The 19,474-nt window shown below is 70.0% G+C and carries 17 protein-coding genes and 1 tRNA gene; 12 read left to right on the plus strand and 6 right to left on the minus strand.

Annotation, left to right across the window (positions count from 1 at the left end):
• Window positions 1-3: 3 nt before the first annotated feature.
• Complete coding sequence (locus HQ314_RS00860; protein ID WP_027505331.1) at window positions 4-360, minus strand: hypothetical protein; 357 nt, start codon at window positions 358-360, stop codon at window positions 4-6.
• Between the two features lie 140 nt (window positions 361-500).
• Here HQ314_RS00860 and HQ314_RS00865 point away from each other — a divergent pair, with 140 nt between their 5' ends.
• Genes HQ314_RS00865 through HQ314_RS00875 form a run of 3 tightly spaced genes read left to right on the plus strand, consistent with a single transcriptional unit; the run spans window position 501 to window position 2,952 of the window.
• Complete coding sequence (locus HQ314_RS00865; protein WP_222648992.1) at window positions 501-1,544, plus strand: hypothetical protein; 1,044 nt, start codon at window positions 501-503, stop codon at window positions 1,542-1,544.
• 48 nt (window positions 1,545-1,592) lie between these two features.
• Window positions 1,593-1,811, plus strand: coding sequence for a DUF5703 family protein (locus HQ314_RS00870; protein WP_037185612.1), 219 nt, complete (start codon window positions 1,593-1,595; stop codon window positions 1,809-1,811).
• A gap of 55 nt (window positions 1,812-1,866) precedes the next feature.
• Window positions 1,867-2,952 carry a quinone-dependent dihydroorotate dehydrogenase gene (locus HQ314_RS00875; RefSeq protein WP_308119174.1) on the plus strand — a complete coding sequence of 362 codons (1,086 nt, stop codon included), beginning with the start codon at window positions 1,867-1,869 and terminating at the stop codon, window positions 2,950-2,952.
• An 11-nt stretch (window positions 2,953-2,963) separates the two neighbouring features.
• Here HQ314_RS00875 and HQ314_RS00880 read toward each other — a convergent pair whose 3' ends face one another.
• Together HQ314_RS00880 and HQ314_RS00885 are read right to left on the minus strand one after the other, a co-directional pair.
• On the minus strand, window positions 2,964-3,494 hold the full coding sequence (locus HQ314_RS00880) for a YbhB/YbcL family Raf kinase inhibitor-like protein (RefSeq protein WP_027505328.1): 531 nt from the start codon (window positions 3,492-3,494) through the stop codon (window positions 2,964-2,966).
• 34 nt (window positions 3,495-3,528) lie between these two features.
• A complete protein-coding gene (locus HQ314_RS00885; RefSeq protein ID WP_081821196.1) occupies window positions 3,529-4,893 on the minus strand; it encodes a M20/M25/M40 family metallo-hydrolase in 1,365 nt (454 codons plus the stop codon).
• A 153-nt stretch (window positions 4,894-5,046) separates the two neighbouring features.
• Between HQ314_RS00885 and HQ314_RS00890 the strand changes: the two genes are divergently transcribed.
• From HQ314_RS00890 to HQ314_RS00915, 6 genes are all read left to right on the plus strand, one after another.
• Window positions 5,047-5,132 (plus strand) — tRNA-Leu (locus HQ314_RS00890).
• 78 nt (window positions 5,133-5,210) lie between these two features.
• Window positions 5,211-6,683, plus strand: a complete 1,473-nt coding sequence (locus HQ314_RS00895) for an SDR family NAD(P)-dependent oxidoreductase (protein WP_037185609.1) — start codon at window positions 5,211-5,213, stop codon at window positions 6,681-6,683.
• Between the two features lie 56 nt (window positions 6,684-6,739).
• Window positions 6,740-8,236: a glutamate-cysteine ligase family protein gene (locus tag HQ314_RS00900; protein WP_027505325.1), complete on the plus strand. Its 1,497-nt coding sequence runs from the start codon at window positions 6,740-6,742 to the stop codon at window positions 8,234-8,236.
• A gap of 38 nt (window positions 8,237-8,274) precedes the next feature.
• On the plus strand, window positions 8,275-9,576 hold the full coding sequence (locus HQ314_RS00905; RefSeq protein WP_222648994.1) for a trans-acting enoyl reductase family protein: 1,302 nt from the start codon (window positions 8,275-8,277) through the stop codon (window positions 9,574-9,576).
• The gene (locus tag HQ314_RS00910) at window positions 9,573-11,006 is read left to right on the plus strand and encodes a CoA transferase (RefSeq protein WP_222648996.1); all 1,434 of its coding nucleotides are present in this window, start codon (window positions 9,573-9,575) and stop codon (window positions 11,004-11,006) included. The genes HQ314_RS00905 and HQ314_RS00910 overlap by 4 nt, the downstream gene beginning before the upstream one ends.
• A 12-nt stretch (window positions 11,007-11,018) precedes the next feature.
• Window positions 11,019-12,062 carry a nucleoside hydrolase gene (locus tag HQ314_RS00915; protein ID WP_222648998.1) on the plus strand — a complete coding sequence of 348 codons (1,044 nt, stop codon included), beginning with the start codon at window positions 11,019-11,021 and terminating at the stop codon, window positions 12,060-12,062.
• Window positions 12,063-12,064: 2 nt separating this feature from the next.
• Here HQ314_RS00915 and meaB read toward each other — a convergent pair whose 3' ends face one another.
• Genes meaB through HQ314_RS00930 form a run of 3 tightly spaced genes read right to left on the minus strand, consistent with a single transcriptional unit; the run spans window position 12,065 to window position 17,285 of the window.
• A complete protein-coding gene (meaB, locus tag HQ314_RS00920; protein WP_222649000.1) occupies window positions 12,065-13,075 on the minus strand; it encodes a methylmalonyl Co-A mutase-associated GTPase MeaB in 1,011 nt (336 codons plus the stop codon).
• 2 nt (window positions 13,076-13,077) lie between these two features.
• Window positions 13,078-15,357 (minus strand): methylmalonyl-CoA mutase, encoded by a 2,280-nt coding sequence (gene scpA, locus HQ314_RS00925; RefSeq protein WP_235578919.1) that lies wholly within the window; start codon window positions 15,355-15,357, stop codon window positions 13,078-13,080.
• Window positions 15,354-17,285 (minus strand): methylmalonyl-CoA mutase family protein, encoded by a 1,932-nt coding sequence (locus HQ314_RS00930; RefSeq protein WP_222649001.1) that lies wholly within the window; start codon window positions 17,283-17,285, stop codon window positions 15,354-15,356. Before HQ314_RS00930 ends, scpA begins: the two co-directional genes overlap by 4 nt.
• 274 nt (window positions 17,286-17,559) lie before the next feature.
• Here HQ314_RS00930 and HQ314_RS00935 point away from each other — a divergent pair, with 274 nt between their 5' ends.
• The 3 genes from HQ314_RS00935 (at window position 17,560) to HQ314_RS00945 (ending at window position 19,473) form a co-directional block, all read left to right on the plus strand.
• The gene (locus HQ314_RS00935; RefSeq protein WP_285186007.1) at window positions 17,560-18,183 is read left to right on the plus strand and encodes a TVP38/TMEM64 family protein; all 624 of its coding nucleotides are present in this window, start codon (window positions 17,560-17,562) and stop codon (window positions 18,181-18,183) included.
• 115 nt (window positions 18,184-18,298) lie between these two features.
• Window positions 18,299-18,895 carry a hypothetical protein gene (locus HQ314_RS00940; protein ID WP_027505318.1) on the plus strand — a complete coding sequence of 199 codons (597 nt, stop codon included), beginning with the start codon at window positions 18,299-18,301 and terminating at the stop codon, window positions 18,893-18,895.
• Complete coding sequence (locus HQ314_RS00945; protein WP_037185388.1) at window positions 18,895-19,473, plus strand: hypothetical protein; 579 nt, start codon at window positions 18,895-18,897, stop codon at window positions 19,471-19,473. The genes HQ314_RS00940 and HQ314_RS00945 overlap by 1 nt, the downstream gene beginning before the upstream one ends.
• Window position 19,474: the final 1 nt, after the last annotated feature.

A 19,474-nucleotide genomic window follows, 5' to 3' on the forward strand; every position in this document is an offset into this window, starting at 1 on the left:
CCGTCACTTCGGGTCGATCGCGTTGCCCAGCCGCCCGAGCAGCGATCGCAGGAGTGTGGTGTCGGGCGGCTGCGGCGAGTCGAGCGGACGGACGTCGGCGACCGCGTCCCGGACCGCGGCGACGATCGAGCGCTCGTCCGAGAGGTCGACGTCCGTGACATCGCGCTCCGCGACCGCGTCGACGTCGAGATCGTCGGGAACGGCCTGCGCCAGGTCGGAGCGGTAGACCTCCACGCGCAACGACTTACCGCGTACCCGGAAGGCGAAGCTCCGCCCGTCCGGAGTGGACCCGAACCCGTGGGCGTGCGCCCCCACCGACACGTCCTCCACCGAGAACTCCGCATTGCTCGGCCCCGTCATGCGCCCTCCCTCGCTCTCTCTCGTCGACAGGCACTCGTCGAAACGTACAGACGCGTCATGGTGGCCACATTCCTCCCCTGTGCTCGCGCCGGCACGGCGAGATGATCGGATGAGAGAAGACCTGAAGGAGAATCACCCCCATGGCACCCCGACCGACCAGTGCCCACTCGGCACGACGCAGCAGTACCCGTTTCGTCCTTCTCGGCCTCGCCCTGGTGACGACGGTCACAGCAGGATGCGCGAACTCCGACGATCCGGAGCAGCTGAACACGCGTGAGCCGGAGGTCGCCGCGGTGTCCCCCGACACGACCGTCACGCCGGCGGGCGTCACGGCCGACCCGCGCTTCGGCGGTCCGGCCACCGTCGACGGCCTCGCGATCGAGCCTCGCGACCGGATCGCCGGGATCCTCACCGACGACGGTACGACGCTGCTGCTGACCCCGCTCGACTCGGAGGAGAATCCGCGCTCGGTGCGACTCTCCGCACCCGGCACGTCCGTCTCCGCCGGCAGGGACGGCGAACTGCTGGTCACGACGTCGTCGGGCATCAGCCGGGTGGACGCGCAGTCCGGTGAGGCGACGGACGTCGCGGTCGACGGCGGCGCCGCCTCGGTGACGCCGTGGGACGACGGGTACGCCGTCGGGACGCCGACCGGAACCGTCGTGATCACGGGAGCCGACGGCGCGGTCGAGAGCACCATCCCCGGTCAGGCGTCGGTCGACGGTCTCGTACGCACCGGAGACGATCTGGTGTCCCTGGACACCCGGCAGACGTCGGTGACGTCCGTGAACGTCGGTGCCGAACGTCTCGGCGCCGCGCTGCGCGCAGGCGACGGGGCCACCCGCATGACCGGATGCGCCGACGGTGCCGTCGTGGTCGCCGACACGACCGACGACGAACTGCTCGTCTTCACGGGCGACCCCGATCTGATCATGCGACAGCGCTACCCCGTCGCCGGTTCCCCGTTCGCCGTCGCGTGCGAGGACGACGGCACGGTGTGGGTGACCGTGACCGCACTGAACGAGGTGGTGGGATTCGACATCACCTCCGGAATTCCTGTCGAGTCGGCACGGTTCCCCACAGTGCGCCAGCCCGACTCGCTCGCCGTGGACTCGCAGTCCGGCGAACTTTTCGTAGGCTCGAACAGTGGCGCCGGGGTCCAGGTGATCCCGACCCGGGCGTGAGTGCCCGCGAGGACGAGAGCGAGATCCGTGAACCGGAACAACCGTGCGATGCCCGTCGGCTGGGAGACCCAGTCGGACGACTGGGAGTACGTGCCCATCAAGCTGCCGCCGGACGTCACCCGAGTGACGGCCTCGATGCGGCTGGCCATCTCCGCCGAGTTCGGTGGATGGGAGCTCTCCCGGGTCCGGCTGTACACCGACGGCAGCAGGCGAGTACTTCTCAAACGACGCAAGACCGCGCACCACGTGCCCGATCCCGGTCTCTGACCGAGTGGCGGCGCCGCACCACCGACGAGATTCCCCGACGAGAGGTTTCCAGGCTGTGAGCCCGTACCGGCTGCTGCTCCGCGCGATGTTCCTGCTCCCTCCGGAACGCATTCATCACCTCGCATTCGCGGCGATGGTCGCGGTGACTCGATTCGCGCCCCTGCGTGCGCTGGTCTCGCGCGTGCTCTCGGTCCGAGATCCGGCACTGCGGACGACCGCCTTCGGCGTGACGTTCCCCACCCCGGTCGGGCTGGCCGCCGGTTTCGACAAGACCGGTGAGGGTGTCGACGCGTGGGGTCCGCTGGGGTTCGGTTTCGCGGAGGTCGGCACCGTGACCGCGCAGGCGCAACCCGGAAACCCACAGCCTCGACTCTTCCGGCTTCCCGCCGACCAAGGCCTGCTCAACCGCATGGGTTTCAACAATCCGGGTGCTGCGGCGGTGGCCGAGCGTCTGCGCGGACGACGCGGGGACATCCCGGTCGGCGCCAACATCGGCAAGACGAAGGTGGTTCCCGCGGCGGACGCCGCGATCGACTACACGGAGAGTGCGCGGCTGCTCGGCCCGCTGTCGGACTTCGTCGTGGTCAACGTGAGTTCGCCGAACACCCCCGGACTGCGGGATCTGCAGGCGGTGGAATCGCTGCGGCCTCTGCTGGCCGCCGTGGCGAGCGTCGTGACGGTGCCCGTCCTGGTGAAGATCGCGCCCGACCTGTCGGACGACGACGTCGACGCGGTGGCAGACCTGGCCATGGAGCTGGGATCCGCCGGCATCGTGGCGACCAACACGACCATCGGGCGCGACGGGCTGCGGACGGCCGGGGCCGCGGATCTCGGAACGGGTGGCGTCTCCGGCCCGTACGTCGCGGACCGATCACTCGAGGTGCTGCGCCGACTGCGTGCACGCGTCGGGGACTCGATGACGCTGATCTCGGTCGGCGGTGTCGAGACCGCCGACGACGCGTGGGAACGCATCCTCGCCGGTGCCACCCTCGTGCAGGGGTACACCGGCTTCGTCTACGGCGGTCCGTTCTGGGCGCGTCGCGTCGCCGTCGGCCTGGCTCGACGAGCCCGGGCCGCGGGATTCGCCTCGGTGGCCGACGCGGTCGGCACGGAGACTGTCCCGCGGCCCGGGCCGCGCTGACTCGGTTCTCGTCAGCTCTGCTCGTACGTGCCCACGATGACGGCACGCGCGATGGCGTGACTGAAGAGGTTGAATCCGAGGTACGCCGGTGACGCACTCTCGTCGATCTCGAGCTTCTCGACGTCGACGGCGTGTACCGCCACGAAGTAGCGGTGCGGTCCGTGCCCCTGCGGGGGTGCGGCACCGATGAACCGGGCCAGGCCCGCGTCGTTGCGCAGCGTGATCGCGTCGTTCGGCAACCCGGTGGAGCTGTCGTCGCCCGCTCCGGTGACCAGGGTGGTGGTCGAGACGGGGATGTTCGCCACCGCCCAGTGCCAGAAACCGGACGCCGTCGGCGCATCGGGGTCGTAGACGGTGACGGCGAAGCTCTTGGTCTCCTCCGGGAAACCCGACCACGAGAGCTGCGGCGAGTTGTCGTGGCCGCCCGCGCCCATGATGCCGCTGACCTGGTCCTCGTGGAGCGGCTGACCGTCGGTGACGTTGTCCGACGTGAGCTCGAACGACGGCAGCGACGGCAGTGCGGCGTAGGGATCGTGTGACATGAGGTCCTCTCGGGAGATATGGGTTCGGGGGTTGTCAGCTGTGCAGAAGGAAGTGCTCGAAGACCTTGGTACCGAAGATCAACGACTCGACGGGTACCCGTTCGTCCACGCCGTGGAACAACGCCGCGAAGTCGAGCTCGGGCGGCAGCTTGAGCGGCGCGAAGCCGAAGCAGCGGATGCCCAGCTTGGCGAACGCCTTGGCGTCGGTGCCGCCGGACAGCATGTAGGGCACCGTGCGACCGTTCTCGTCGAACGCCAGTATCGCGTCGTTCATCGCGTCGACGAGGTGCCCGTCGAACGTGGTCTCGTACGGCTCCAGGTCGGTGATCCAGGACCGTTCGACGTGCGGACCGATGAGCGCGTCGACCTCGCGCTCGAACTGCGCCTTGCGTCCCGGCAGGACGCGGCAGTCGATGGTGGCGGAGGCCGTCTGCGGGATGACGTTGGCCTTGTACCCGGCCGAGAGCATCGTGGGGTTTGCCGTGTCGCGCAGTGTCGCGCCGACGATGCGGGCGATGCTGCCGAGCTTGGCGAGGGTGCCGTCGATGTCGGGCGACTCGGGGTCGAAGGCCAGGCCGGTCTCCGAGCTCACGGCGGCGAGGAACTCGGTCACCGAGTCCGTCATCACCAGCGGGAACTGGTGGTTACCCAGTGCTGCAACGGCTTCGGCGAGGTACGTCACGGCGTTGTCCTCGTGCAGGAACGATCCGTGACCGGCGCGAGCCTTGGCCGTCAGACGCATCCAGGCGAGCCCCTTCTCCGCCGTCTCGACGAGGTAGAGGCGACGCTCGTCGCCCTCGGGGGTGGACACCGTCAGCGAGAAGCCGCCGACCTCGCCGACGGCCTCGGTGACACCCTCGAACAGATCGGGTCGGTGCTCGACGAGCCAGTGCGACCCGTACCTGCCGCCGGCCTCCTCGTCGGCCAGGAACGCGAAGACCAGGTCGCGGGGCGGGACGGTGCCGGCCGACTTGAACTGTCGGGCCAGCGCCAGGGCCATGCCGACCATGTCCTTCATGTCGACGGCGCCGCGTCCCCACAGGTAGCCGTCCTCGACGGCACCCGAGAAGGGATGCACGCTCCAGTCGGCGGGCTCGGCCGGAACGACGTCGAGGTGGCCGTGCACGAGCAACGCGCCGCGTGAGCTGTCGGCGCCGGCCAGTCGGGCGAAGACGTTGCCGCGGCCGGGCGCACCCGACTCGACGTACTCGGTCTCGTACCCCACGGCCTCGAGCTGGCGCGCCACCCACTCGGCGCACTCCTTCTCGCCGGCGGTGGTCTCGAGCTCACCGGTGTTGGAGGTGTCGAAGCGGATCAGCGACGAGACGAGGTCGACCACCTCGTCCACGGCCACGGTCTGCTTCTCGGTCTGGTGGTCGTTCTCTCCTGTTGCGGACACAGCTCGTTCCTACCACTCCAGGTGCCTCGGCAGGTGCTCCGACGTGCGGTTTTGGTCCAGGGCGCGGTATCGGCTAGATTTAGCGACCGCACCGAGAACACGGGTGCGACGCGATCGTGAACTGTGTGTGACCAGCAGGGTGTGACGCGGGTTGTCCGAGTGGCGGAATGGCAGACGCGCTAGCTTGAGGTGCTAGTGTCCTATTAACGGACGTGGGGGTTCAAGTCCCCCCTCGGACACCGAAGACAGACCGACGAAAGCCCCGATTCCTCACGGAATCGGGGCTTTCGTCATGACACGGGAGCGTGGAGGCGGCGATGACGGAGCACAGCGTGACGGGCATCGACCCCGACGAACTCGCCGCGTGCCTGCGCGTGCTCGACCGCGCGGCGGCCCTGGACGACGATCACCCCGACGCCGTGACCGTGCAGCGTGCCACGGCCGGCATGTTCAAGGCCGCGAAGAAGCGTCGCCGCCTGGAGTCGCGCGCCCGCGTCGCCGACGCCGACCGCGCCGTCGTCGCCGCCACGGCGACCGGATCACCCGACCGCATCGACGACGAGACCGCCGGGCTGGCGCTGACGTCGGCCACCACCACCGAGACCGCGGGCACACTGCAGCGTGCGCGTCCCTGCTACATCTGCAAGCAGCGGTACACGACGGTGGACGCGTTCTATCACCAGCTCTGCCCCGAGTGCGCCGCCCTGAACCACGCGAAGCGGGACGCCCGGACCGATCTCACCGGCCGCCGCGCCGTGCTCACCGGCGGGCGCGCGAAGATCGGCATGTACATCGCGTTGCGCCTGCTGCGCGACGGTGCTCACCTGACCATCACGACGCGCTTCCCCGCGGACGCGGTGCGCCGGTTCTCCTCGATGTCCGACAGCCACGACTGGATGCATCGGCTGTCCGTCGTCGGCATCGACCTGCGTGATCCCGCGCAGGTGGTCGCGTTCGCGGACTCCGTCGCGGCGGAGGGCCCGCTCGACATCCTGATCAACAACGCCGCTCAGACCGTCAAGCGGTCCGCCGGCTCGTACACCGCCCTCGAGGACGGTGAGCACGGCGTCGATCTGGCAGCGCTCGGGGTGCGCACGTTCGGCGCGACGAGCGATGCCCACCCGGCAGCGCTGGTGGGAGCGTTCGGCGAGACCGACGGCGACACCGTCGCTCTCGACACCGCCGTCATGGCGAACATGGGGCCGTCGCAGGTGACCTCCATGGCCCTCGTCGCCGGTTCGGCGTCCCTGCAGCGCATGGCTGCCGGAACGGCGATCGACGCGGGTGGGCTGGTACCCGACGAGGCGCCGACCAACAGCTGGGTGCACACCGTCGACCAGGTGGATCCCGTCGAGCTGCTCGAGGTGCAGCTGTGCAACTCGGTGGCGCCGTTCATCCTCGTCTCGCGCCTGCGCGCCGCCCTGGCGGCGTCGCCGCATCGCCGGTCCTACGTCGTCAACGTCTCCGCGATGGAGGGCCAGTTCGGCCGCGGCTACAAGGGACCGGGGCATCCGCACACCAACATGGCCAAGGCCGCACTGAACATGCTGACGCGCACCAGTGCGAACGAGATGCTCGACGACGGCATCTCGATGAGCGCGGTGGACACCGGCTGGATCACCGACGAACGCCCGCACCCGACGAAGATCCGCCTCGCCGACGAGGGCTTCCACGCGCCCCTGGATCTGGTGGACGGCGCGGCTCGTGTCTACGACCCCATCGTCCAGGGTGAGCTCGGTGTCGATCTGCACGGGAAGTTCCTCAAGGACTACGCGGCCTCGCCCTGGTGACACCGCCGAACCCCGTGTCGTGCGCCTGGCGGCCGCCCACGTGGTGCAATGTCGTGATGGGCGACGAGGTCGAGCAGCGCACGTTCAGCCGTAAGGACCGGCAGATGTTCCGGCACAAGGTGCAGGAGTGTCTGGACGCCCTGGCGGCGATGTTGGCGGACGACACCTTCCGGGTGGACGAGCCACGCCTGGGCATGGAGATCGAGCTCAACCTGGTGGACGAGTCGATGCAGCCGGCCATGGCCAACGCGGCCGTGCTCGAGGCGATCGCCGATCCGGACTTCCAGACCGAGCTGGGCCAGTTCAACATCGAGATCAACGTGGCCCCGGAACCGCTGGCGGGCGACCGGATGCGCATCCTGGAGAACGGATTACGCACCTCCCTGGACACCGCGGACGCCCGTGCTCGTGAGCAGGGATGCGCCCTGGCGATGATCGGGATGCTGCCCACGCTGGGCAAGGATCACTTCGCCCACCAGTGGTTGTCCAGCAATCCGCGATACGACCTGCTCAACCAACAGATCTTCGCGGCGCGCGGCGAGGACATCGAACTGTCGATCACCGGGGTCCCTCTGCCCGGCAGCCACGACATCGAGTCGTTGAACGAGATCTCCGACACGATCCTCCCCGAGGCCGCGTGCACCTCCGTGCAACTACACCTGCAGGTCTCGCCGACGGAGTTCCCCGCGCACTGGAACGCCGCGCAGGCGCTGGCGGGAGTGCAGGTGGCACTGGCCGCCAACTCCCCCTTCCTCGCCGGCAAGGCACTGTGGCACGAGACCCGGATCCCCCTGTTCGAACAGGCGACGGACACGCGCCCACAGGAACTCAAGAACCAGGGAGTACGACCCCGCGTGTGGTTCGGCGAGCGCTGGATCACGTCGATCTTCGATCTGTTCGAGGAGAACTCGCGGTATTTCCCCGCGCTGCTGCCGGTCGTGTCCGACGAGGATCCGATGGCCGAACTCGCGGCGGGCCGAGCGCCCGGCCTGACCGAGCTGAAGATGCACAACGGCACCGTCTACCGATGGAACCGTCCGATCTACGACACCTCGAACGGCGAGCAGCACATCCGCCTCGAGAACCGCGTTCTTCCCGCAGGGCCGACCGTGCTCGACGTCCTCGCCGACGCGGCGCTGTACTACGGCACCCTGCGGTCGCTCGTCGACGCGGACAGGCCGGTGTGGACGCAGATGTCGTTCGACGCCGCCGTGGAGAACCTGCACTCGGCGGCCCGCGGCGGGTTCGACTCGCGGCTCTACTGGCCGGAGGTCGGCTGGATCTCGCCGCAGGAGCTGGTCCTGCGCCGACTGCTGCCCATGGCCGAGGCGGGTCTCGCGTCGTACGGCGTGGACACCGAGGTGCGCGACCGCTACCTCCGGGTCATCGAGGGTCGATGCCTGCGCCGTCAGTCCGGATCGGTGTGGCAACGCAATGCCGTCGTCGCACGCGAGCGTGCCGGGGAGTCGCGCGAGCGCGCCGTGGCGGGCATGTTGTCCGACTACCTGCAGCTCATGCACGAGGGCGAGGCCGTCCACACGTGGTCGTGGTGAGTGGTGGTGGGTCACAGGAGCGCTTGTAGGCTCGGGTGATGGCCGAGACTTCCGCACCTGACCCATCCGAACTCGACACTGCGTCCGATCTCGACACGGCAGGGGATCGCGAGTTGGACGTCGTCGTCTACGGCGCCACCGGTTTCGTGGGCGCGCTCACCGCCGAGTACCTGGCGAATCATGCCCCGCAGGGCACGTCGATCGCTCTCGCGGGCCGGTCCCGATCCAAGCTGGAGTCGACCCGTCGCGGTCTGCCGTCCCGCGCCGCCGACTGGCCACTGCTCGTCGCGGACGCGGACGACGAGGCCGCGCTCACCGACATCGCTTCTCGCACACAGGTCGTCATCACCACGGTCGGGCCGTACGCGAAGTTCGGACGCACGCTCGCGCACGTCTGCGCGGCGCAGGGCACGGACTACGTCGACCTCACCGGCGAAGTGCTGTTCGCTCGTCTCAGTGCCGACCAGAACCACGATCTCGCACACTCCACCGGCGCTCGGATCGTGCACTCCTGCGGCTTCGACTCGGTGCCGTCCGACATCGGCGTGCACGCGCTCTACTCCAAGGTCCACGAGGACGGAGCAGGCGACCTGACAGACACCACCCTCGTCGTGACGTCGATGAGCGGCGGAGTCAGCGGCGGCACCATCGACTCGCTGCGCGGCCAGATCGACGAGATCACGAAGGACCGCGCCGCGGCGAAGATGGCGGCGAGCCCCTACTCGCTCAGCCCCGACCGCTCGATCGAGCCGGATCTGGGACGCCAGAGCGACACCCCCATCGTCAAGGGCGCCGACATCCACCCCGATCTCAAGGGGTGGAAGGCACCGTTCGTGATGTCCTCGTACAACACTCGGGTCGTGCGCCGCACGAACGCGCTGCTCGGATACCCGTACGGCAAGAACTTCCGCTACAGCGAGGTCATGAGCGTCGGCTCGTCGCCCGCCTCCCCGGTGATCGCCGGTGCCGTGCTCGCCGGACTGGGCGCCTTCGTCGCGGGCATGGCCTTCAAGCCCACCCGTTTCCTCCTCGACAAGATCCTGCCCAAGCCGGGCGACGGTCCCAGCGAGAAGACCCGGCAGAAGGGGCATTTCACGATCGACGTCTACACCACCACCAGCACCGGTGACCGGTACGTCTCGCGCGTGAAGGCGAAGGGAGATCCCGGCTACGCGGCCACCGCCATGATGCTGGGCGAATCGGCACTGGCGCTCGCGCTCGACCGTGACGCACTCCCCTCCGTCGGCGGCGGCGTGCTCACCCCGGCCTCCGGAATCGGTGACGCGCTGATCCACCGACTCCGCGGCGCCGGCATGGAGATCTCCGCGCGCAAGGTATGACCGACCTGCTGCACCGGTACCAGGCCGACCTGGGTCTCGCTCAGGCCGCCGACATCACCGTGCGACCCGTGTCCGAGGGCGTGTTGTCGTCGACCCTGCCGGTGGCCGCGCTGGCCGTCGGTGCGGTCGCTGCACTCGGTTCCGCGGTCGACCGGTTCCGCGTCGCCTCGGGGCTGACCGCACCGTCACCGCGCGTGGTGGTCGGCGATCGGGTCGCCGCGTCGTTCGCGGGAGACAGACTGTTGCGCATCGACGGGCGGCCGGTCGCAGGGTTCGCCGCCCTGTCCGGCTTCTTCCGCACCGCGGACGGGTGGGTGCGCACCCACGCCAACTACCCGCACCACCGGGCGCGACTGCTCTCGCTACTCGAGCTCGCCGACGACGCCGACCACACCGCCGTCGCGGCGGCTCTGCTCCGCCACGAGGCTCTGGACGTGGAGGAGCGTGCAGCAGAACTCGGCGCGATCGTCGTGGCGGTGCGGACCCCGGACGAGTGGTTCGGCTCGGCGCCCGGCCGTTTCACGCGTTCCGGCCCCATCGTCTCGTCCACCGTGCGTCCCGACGGTCTGCCGTCGCTTCCCGAACCACCGACCGACCCGATGCGACCGCTGGCCGGGGTGCGCGTACTGGATCTCACGCGGGTCATCGCCGGCCCGGTCGCCACGCGCGATCTGGCCCTCCTCGGTGCATCGGTACTGCGGGTCGACTCCCCACTGCTGCCGGAGATCGAAGCCCAGCACCTCGACACCGGCGCCGGCAAGTACTCGACACTCCTGGACGTGCTCGTCGACGACGACGACGAGCGACTGACGGCGCTGATGTCGTCGGTGGACGTGGTGGTCGGCGGCTACCGGCCGGGCTCCTACATCGACGACCACCTCCGCGCGCACCGGCCGAGCGGAGCGATCATCGGGACGGTGAGTGCGTGGGGCGGCCGGGGGCCGTGGGCACGGCGGCGCGGATTCGACAGCCTGGTGCAGGCGGCGTCCGGCATCGCGAACATGTGCGGCGGGAAGGCCGGAGGCCGGTCGGATGACGGCGGGAAGGCCGGAGGCCGGTCGGATGACGGCGGGAAGGCCGGAGGCCGGTCGGATGACGGCGGGACGGCCGGGGTTCCGGGGGCGCTGCCGGTGCAGGCGCTCGATCACGCGTCCGGCCACCTGCTGGCGGCGGGAATCGTCGACGCTCTGACCCAGCGCCTCGACGGTGGCATCGGTAGGACGGTGTCGGTCTCGTTGGCACGCACTGCCGCCTGGCTGCTCGATGCCGACGGCAGGGTCGACACTCCATCCGACCCCGTGCTGCCGACGGACGAGCACACCGTCCTCCACGACGACGTCCGCACGGCCCGACCGGCGCTCGCGGAGTACGACGATCACCCCTTCCCGGCCCGCCCGTGGGGACGCGACGAGCCACGCTTCCCGTCCTGACAGGATGGCGGCATGACCGACGTCGACTCCCCCGCCCGCACTCGACTCCTCGTCGACGTCGACACCGGAATCGACGATTCCCTCGCTCTGGTCTATCTGGCTGCGAGTCCGGAGGCCGAGATCGTGGCCGTGTGCTGCACGGCGGGCAACGTGCCCACCGCGCAGGTGACACGGAACACGCTGTCCTGGTTGGAGATCTGTGGTCTGACCGACGTGGAGGTGGCGGTCGGCGTCGACGCACCGCTGGTCGCCCCGCTGATGACGACGGAGGACACGCACGGTCCGCTGGGAGTGGGCTACGCGAATCTGCCGGCGCCCACCATGACCGTCTCCGATCGGACGGCGGCGCAGGCGTGGGTGGACCTTGCGCGCGAGAACCCGGGCGAGCTGGTCGGGCTGGTGACCGGTCCGATGACGAATTTGGCTCTGGCACTGCGGCTCGAGCCCGCACTACCCGTGCTGCTGAAGCGTCTGGTGATCATGGGCGGCAGCATCGATCACCCGGGGAACACGACGCCCACCTCCGAATGGAACGTGGCGGTCGACCCGGAAGCTGCGAAGGAGGTGTTCGACGCCTTCGACGCGGTGCCCTCGGGCCGGGAGCCGATCGTGTGCGCCCTGGGCCTGACGGAACGGATCGAGATGCATCCGTCGCACGTGGCACGTCTGGCAGAGATCGCCGGATCCGTTCCGGTGGAGCACCTCTCGATCGACGAGGTGGGAGCACGCTCGACGGCGTCGGTGCCCGTCGTGCGGTACCTGACCGACGCGGTGCGGTTCTACATGGAGTTCCACCACGCGCAGGGTGAGGGATACCTGGCGCACATGCACGACCCGTTCGCGGCGGCCGTCGCACTGCACCCGAAGATCGCCGAGTACGCGCTGGCCACCGTCGACGTCGAACTCGTCGGGACCCTCACGCGGGGAACGACCGTGGCCGACCGGCGCGGGTTCTGGGGACGTCGCCCCAATGCCGCGATCGCCGTGTCGACCGATCCGGACGCCTTCTTCGATCACCTGCTCGCGACGGTCGGGGCGTTCGCCGCCGGGACCTGAGTTCAGCCGTCGAAGGCGGTCAGGATCTCCTGCGCACCCAGTGCGGCCGTGAGCGATCCGTCGGCCACGCGCCTCTCCACGTCGGCGCGGACGGCGGTCACCGCGGGACTCGACGACAGTCGGCGCATCAGCTGGTCCTGCACCATGGTCCACACCCACTGGACCTGCTGGTCGCGGCGGCGGGCGTCGAAGTCGCCTGCCGCGGTGAGGACGTCGCGATGGCGGCACACAGTGTCCCAGAACTCCGTGAGTCCGGTCTCCTCGATCGCGCTCATCGTCAGCACGGGCGGCGTCCACAGGGCGTCGTGCGGGTAGATCAGTCGGAGCGCTCCGGCGAGTTCGCGCGCGGCACCCTTGGCGTCGCGGAGATGGTTCCCGTCGGCCTTGTTGACGGCGACCACGTCGGCGAGTTCGAGGACACCCTTCTTGATGCCCTGCAGCTGATCTCCCGTGCGCGCGAGCGTCAGGAAGCAGAAGGTGTCCACCATGCCCGCGACCGTGATCTCGGACTGCCCGACCCCGACGGTCTCCACCAGCACGACGTCGTAGTTGGCCGCCTCGAGCAGCACGATCGTCTCGCGGGTCGCCTTCGCGACACCGCCGAGGGTTCCCGACGTCGGGGACGGCCGGATGTACGCCTCGGGCGCGACCGTGAGCCGTGCCATCCGTGTCTTGTCCCCGAGGATGGAGCCCCCGGTACGGGTCGACGACGGATCCACCGCGAGAACCGCGACGCGGTGGCCCTTCTCGATGAGCGTCATGCCCAGGGCATCGATGAACGTCGACTTGCCGACTCCCGGTACGCCCGTGATGCCCACCCGATGCGACCCCCCGGCGTGCGGAAGGAGCTCGAGCAGCATCCGTTGGGCGAGGTCGCGATGGTCGTCGCGGGTGGACTCGACGAGGGTGATGGCACGCGCCAGCCCGGCACGCTCACCGGCCCGCACCGAGGCCACGAGCGCGTCGAGATCGATCGCCGGACGCGTGGGACGTGCTGCGGTCGCGTCGGACATGCTCAGGCGTTCGCTCCTGCGTCCGAGACGGCCGCGCCGTGACCCAGGCTCTCCGCGAGCTGGCCGATGAGATCGACCGCGGCGTCGGCGATCACCGTGCCGGGCGGGAAGATCGCGGCCGCCCCGGCCTCACGCAGCGCGTCGAAGTCGCCCGGCGGGATGACGCCGCCGACCACGACCATGATGTCGGACCGGCCGACGGCGGCGAGTGCTTCCCGCAGCGCCGGAACCAGCGTCAGGTGACCGGCGGCGAGCGACGACACCCCGATGACGTGGACGTCGTTGTCGGCGGCCTGGTTCGCCACCTCCTCGGGGGTCTGGAACAGGGGGCCGACATCGACGTCGAAGCCGATGTCGGCGAACGCCGTCGCGATGACCTTCTGCCCGCGATCGTGTCCGTCCTGCCCCATCTTCGCCACCAGGATGCGGGGTCGGCGGCCCTCCGCCTTCGCGAACGCCGTCGCCAGCTCGCCTGCATGCACCATGTTCGTGGCCTTCCCCGCCTCGTCCCGGTAGACACCGCTGATCGTGCGGATCTCGGCGCGGTGCCGTCCGTAGACCTTCTCGAGAGCGTCGGAGATCTCGCCCACCGTCGCCATGGCCCGCGCCGCGTCGACGGCGAGGGCGAGCAGGTTGTTCTCCATCCCGCCGTCGGTGGACGCGGCCGCCGCGGTGAGGGCGGACAGCGCCGCCTCGACGCGGCCGGGGTCGCGCTCCTCTCGCAGCCGCTCGAGCTTCTCGATCTGCTCGGTGCGCACCCGCGAGTTCTCGACCTTGAGCACCTCGATGGCGTCGGGCTCGTCGGGCACGTACTTGTTGACACCCACCAGCGGCTGCCGACCGGAGTCGATGCGCGCCTGCGTCCGCGCCGCCGCCTCCTCGATGCGGAGCTTCGGGATGCCCTCGCCGATGGCCTTGGCCATTCCGCCGGCCTCCTCGACCTCGGCGATGTGCGCGCGGGCCCGATCGGCGAGCTGGTGGGTCAGCCACTCCACGTAGTACGAGCCGCCCCACGGATCGATGGGCCGCGTCGTGCCGGACTCCTGCTGCAGCAGCAGCTGGGTGTTGCGGGCGATCCGGGCGGAGAAGTCGGTGGGCAGCGCGAGCGCTTCGTCGAGCGCGTTGGTGTGCAGTGACTGCGTGTGTCCCTGCGTCGCGGCCATCGCCTCGATACACGTGCGGGAGACGTTGTTGAAGACGTCCTGCGCCGTCAGCGACCAGCCGGACGTCTGCGAATGTGTGCGCAGCGACAGTGATTTCGCGCTGGACGGATCGAACTTCTGCACCAGCTCCGCCCACAGCAACCGGCCCGCGCGCAGCTTGGCGACCTCCATGAAGAAGTTCATGCCGATGGCCCAGAAGAAGGACAGCCGCGGGGCGAACGTGTCGATGTCCATGCCCGCGGCCAGCCCGGCGCGGATGTACTCCACCCCGTCGGCGAGGGTGTACGCGAGCTCCAGATCGGCCGTCGCGCCGGCTTCCTGGATGTGGTAGCCGGAGATGGAGATCGAGTTGAACTTCGGCATGTGCGTCGAGGTGTACGCGAAGATGTCGGAGATGATCCGCATCGACGGCTCGGGCGGATAGATGTAGGTGTTGCGCACCATGAACTCTTTGAGGATGTCGTTCTGGATGGTGCCGGCGAGCTTCTCCGGTCCGACGCCCTGCTCCTCCGCCGCGACGACGTACAGCGCCAGGATCGGCAGCACGGCGCCGTTCATGGTCATCGACACCGACACCGACCCCAGGTCGATCCCGTCGAAGAGTTGGCGCATGTCGTAGATCGAGTCGATCGCGACACCCGCCATGCCGACATCGCCCTGCACGCGCGGGTGGTCACTGTCGTAGCCGCGGTGCGTCGCGAGGTCGAACGCGACCGACAGCCCCTTCTGACCGGCAGCGAGGTTGCGACGGTAGAACGCGTTGGACTCCGACGCCGTCGAGAATCCGGCGTACTGACGAATCGTCCACGGCTGGTTGACGTACATCGTCGGGTACGGACCGCGCAGGAACGGAGCCGTGCCCGGGTAGGAGTCGAGCGGGTACCCGGCCTCGGCCGCCTCCGCCCGGTCGGCGCCGGTGTACAGGGGTCGGACGTCGATGCCCTCGGGGGTGGACCACACCACCTGCTCGGGCGAGTAGCCGTGGGCCGCCGCGGCCGCCTCGACGTGGGCGCGCGCATCGTCGGCCGCCGGCGCTGCCGCGTCCGCGCCGCGGGGGTCGACGAGCGGAACGTCCGCGAAACTGCCCACGGGGCCCATGTCACCAGCGTCGTCGGTCATGCGGTGTGTCCTTCCGTACGAGCCTCGCCGGTGAGTGCATCGAGAAGAGCACTCAGTTCGGCGACGGCATCGATGGTGAGCGTGAGATGTCCGTCCGGGGTCTGTTCCGGCGACGCGTCCGCGAAGGCCGAGGCACCGCCGGCGACGAGCACCGTCCGCACCCCCGCCGACCGCAGATCGGCGACGGCGTCCGGTCCCTCGGCGGCGTACCGCTTGTCGGTGCCGCACAGCACGGCGATCGGCGAGACGGTCTCGCGTGCCACCGCGGCGAGATCGGCTCCCGCACCGGGGTTCACCGCCTCGATCCCGCCCGACGCCATGAGGTTCGCCGCGAACGTGGTGCGTCCGTTGTGTTCCGCGACGCTGCCCAACGGCGCCAGCAGCACCACCGGGCGACTGCCCTTGTCCGCCAGCACCGCGTCGCTGCGATCACGCAGCGCCTCGAACTCGGCGGCGTACCGCGTCGCGGGACGTCCGGCGACGGTGCCGTTCCCCGAGGCCGCGGGCGTCGGCTCCTGCAGGTTCGGGAACTCGTTGACACCGGTGACCGCGGTGCGGCGGTGGGCGATGTCGCTCGCACGGGCGGCTCGGGTCTCGTCGACCCGGCGCGCGATCTCACCGGATTCCAGCGCGGCGCGGTAACCGCCGGCGGCCTCGACCGCCTGCAGAACCGACCACGCCGAGTCCGCGAGCGCGTCGGTGAGCGACTCGACGTACCAGGAACCACCGGCCGGATCGACCACCCGCCCCAGGTGGGACTCCTCGAGCAGGAGCAGCTGGGTGTTGCGCGCGATCCGTGCGGCGAAGGTCTGCGAGACGTCCGCGGCGCCGCCGGGAATCGCGGCGTCGAACGGCAGGACGGTCACCGCGTCGGCTCCGCCCACACCGGCGCCGAACGCGGCCAGCGTCGTGCGCAGCATGTTCACCCAGGGATCGCGCTGCGTCATCATCGCCGCCGAGGTGACGGCGTGCTGTGGGGCCCCGCCGTGCTCCGGCGCTCCGAGCACCTCGGCCACCCGGGCCCAGACCCGCCGGGCCGCACGGAACTTGGCGATGGTCTCGAACTGCTCGTCGGTGGCCGCGAGCCGGAACTCCACCTGTCCCAATGCCTCGACAGTGGACAGTCCCGCCGCCGTGAGCGCGCGCAGATACTCGAGTCCGGCCGCGACGGTCAGACCGACCTCCTGCGCGTCTGCCGACCCGGCAGCGTGGAACACGGTGCCGTCCAACGTGATCGCGCGCACCCGCTCGGTGCGCGCCACTGCCCGCACCGCGAGATCGATCGCGTCCTGCTCGCTCGCACCCGGGAGGTCGGCGAATCGATCGGTCAGCGGTGACGCCCCCAGTCGGACGTCGGCGGCGGCACCGCGCTCGTCCAGGAGCGCGAACAACGCGTCGGCCACCGCTGTGACGTCCGCACCCGCGTCCAGCGTCAGGGGCGCGAGGTCGAGCAGGACCCCGTCGAGTGCGCGGGCCAGGCCCTCGGCACCCACGGACGCCGTGTCGAGCCACAGGGCGCTCGTGCCGTTCTGCAGCGCGTCGAGGAGCTGGTCGTTGAGCGTCGCCGCGTCCGAGTCCGCACCGGCGGGACGGCCGAACCGACCGGCGACCAGCCACCCGACGTTGACGTCGCGATGCGCGTCCGTGCCACGCGTGAAGGGGAAGGTGCCGGGCAGCGGAGCCTCGGCAGTCTCGTCCAGCGGCCCGTACAGGGGCCGCACCGTGACCCCGTCGTACGTGGTCACCTCGAGCAGCGTCTCCGGATGCTCGGGGAGCTCCGAGACGTCCACCCGACGAGCCTTGGCCAGCACCCCGGCCACGCCGCGGCGCCAGGTCGCGAAACCCTCCTCGGCGCTGCTCACCGGTACGGCCGCGCCGACGTCCTCGGCAGCGACGGAATTCGGTGTCCCGGTGTGTGACGTGGCCATGTGTCCCTTTCGCGCCTGCGGATGCTGTGATGTTAACCGCACTCCGGGCACGCTATCCCGAGTCCCATCACAGTGGCCTGAGACAAACTTCACACTAGTAGGGCGTCCGAGCATCGGTCCTCCTAGTGACCGTTCCGACCGCGTCGACGAGCACCGCCCGCATCGCGCTTCGGTAGCGTGAGCAGACGTGACGACCCCCGACATCGACCCGCACGACACAGTGCCGTCGGAGGAGTCGATCGTCGTCGGAGGCCGCCGCGCGCTCGTGCTGCGCGTGGCCGCGACCGTCACCGTGCTCGCCGCCCTGATCGTCGTGGCACTGCTCGTACCCCTCCCCACCATCGACCGCGTGCGGGAGTGGGCCGTCGCCGTCGGGCCGGCCTTCCCCCTCGTCTTCTTCGCGGCGCACGCGATCATCACGGTGGCGCCGATCCCCCGCACCCTGTTCACGGTGTCGGCGGGTGTGCTGTTCGGACCCGTGACGGGGGTCGGTGTGGCGGTCGCAGCGACGACCGTGAGTGCAGTGCTCGCGTTCCTGCTGGTCCGAGCACTCGGCCGCGACGTGGTGACCGCACGCTGGGACCATCCGGTGATCCGGGCCGTCGATTCCCGTCTCGCGCGACGGGGATGGTTGGCGGTGGGGAGTCTTCGACTCATCGCGCCGGTGCCGTTCTCGGTGGTCAATTACTCCGCCGGCCTGTCCTCGGTGGCCGTGGTGCCGTTCGCGCTGGCGACGGTGGTCGGGGTGATCCCGGGAACGGTCGGCATCGTGTTGCTCGGCGACGCTCTGGCCGGTCACGGCGATCCGGTCCTGCTCGCGATCTCGGGGGTCTGCATTGCCGTGGGCGTCGTGGGACTGATCCTGGACGCGCGGATGCCGGTGGCCGGCGATCGATGAGGTCAAGGTCACGGGCTTGATGTGGCCGGATCAAGGTCGACGATGAACTTTGTGCGTCGCAACGCATCAAGACTCGAGGCTTGATTCTGGCTGATCAAGCTTCTAGGGTTGATCGATGTTCGTTCTGACCGTGGACCAACGCGGAAGTCGACGCGACATCGATCGCGTCGCCGACATCCTCGACCGAGCCACCGACCTGGTGCGCCCGTTCGAACGCACGGCCGGCGACGAGGTCCAGGGTGTGGCGGACGACGCGTCGGTGGCACTCGACCTCGCCCTCGACTTCCTCGAGGACGGGCACTGGAGCGTCGGGATCGGGGTGGGGGCCGTGGAGGATCCGTTGCCACGCTCCACCAGAGCGGGTCGGGGCCCGGCGTTCGAAGCCGCGCGGGACGCCGTCGACAGCGCCAAGAACGCCGTCGCCCACATCGCGGTCCGCGGCGGTGACGCCGAGTCCGCCGGCGATGCCGACGCCGTGGTGGCACTGCTGGCACTGCTCCTGGTCCGGCGCACCGAGCAGGGCCGCGCCGCGGTCGACAGTGTCCGCAGGCTCGGATCGCAGACCGCCGTCGCCGAGGAACTGTCCATCACACCGCAGGCAGTGTCCCAACGACTGGCCGTCGCGGGGTGGCAGGCCGAGCGTGCAGCACGACCGGTCGTGGCGCGGATGCTCGCGCTCGCCGATCTGCGCGCACGCGGAACGGACGCCTGATGGCGACCACCCTCGCGCTGCTCGCACTCGCGCTCTCCGCCGGAGCAGCACTGCTTCCCGCCCGACCGGTGCCGACGATCCCACCGACGGCTGCGCCGGGACGCCGCGTCCGGTGGCTGCCGCCGCTGCGCTGGTGGATTCCGGCACTCCTGTCCGCCGGGATGCTCGCACTGGCGGGTCTCGCCGCCGCGATCGCCGGCGCACCGGTCACCGGGCCACCACTCGTCGTCGCGATGGTCCTGGTCGTCGCGGTCGCCGTCACCGGCGGCACCGTCGTCGTTCCCGCGGTCTTCCATCTCGCGCGCCGACGGCCCGAGCCCGGAGACGGCGATGCCGACGACGAGCGCCCCGTCCTGCGTGGGGGGCTCGTCATCGGCACACTCGAACGCATCGCCGTCGTGGTCGCAGTGCTCACGGGGTGGCCCGAGGGCATCGCCGTCGTGCTCGCGGTGAAGGGACTCGCGCGCTACCCCGAACTCCGCGACCCGCGGGCGTCCGAGTACTTCATCATCGGCACCTTCACCAGCGTGCTCTGGGCACTCGCCGCGGGCGGCATCGGCGCGGGTCTGGCTGCCTGAC

The sequence above is a fragment of the Rhodococcus sp. BP-332 genome (genome assembly GCF_019836065.1).
GTDB lineage: Bacteria > Actinomycetota > Actinomycetes > Mycobacteriales > Mycobacteriaceae > Rhodococcoides.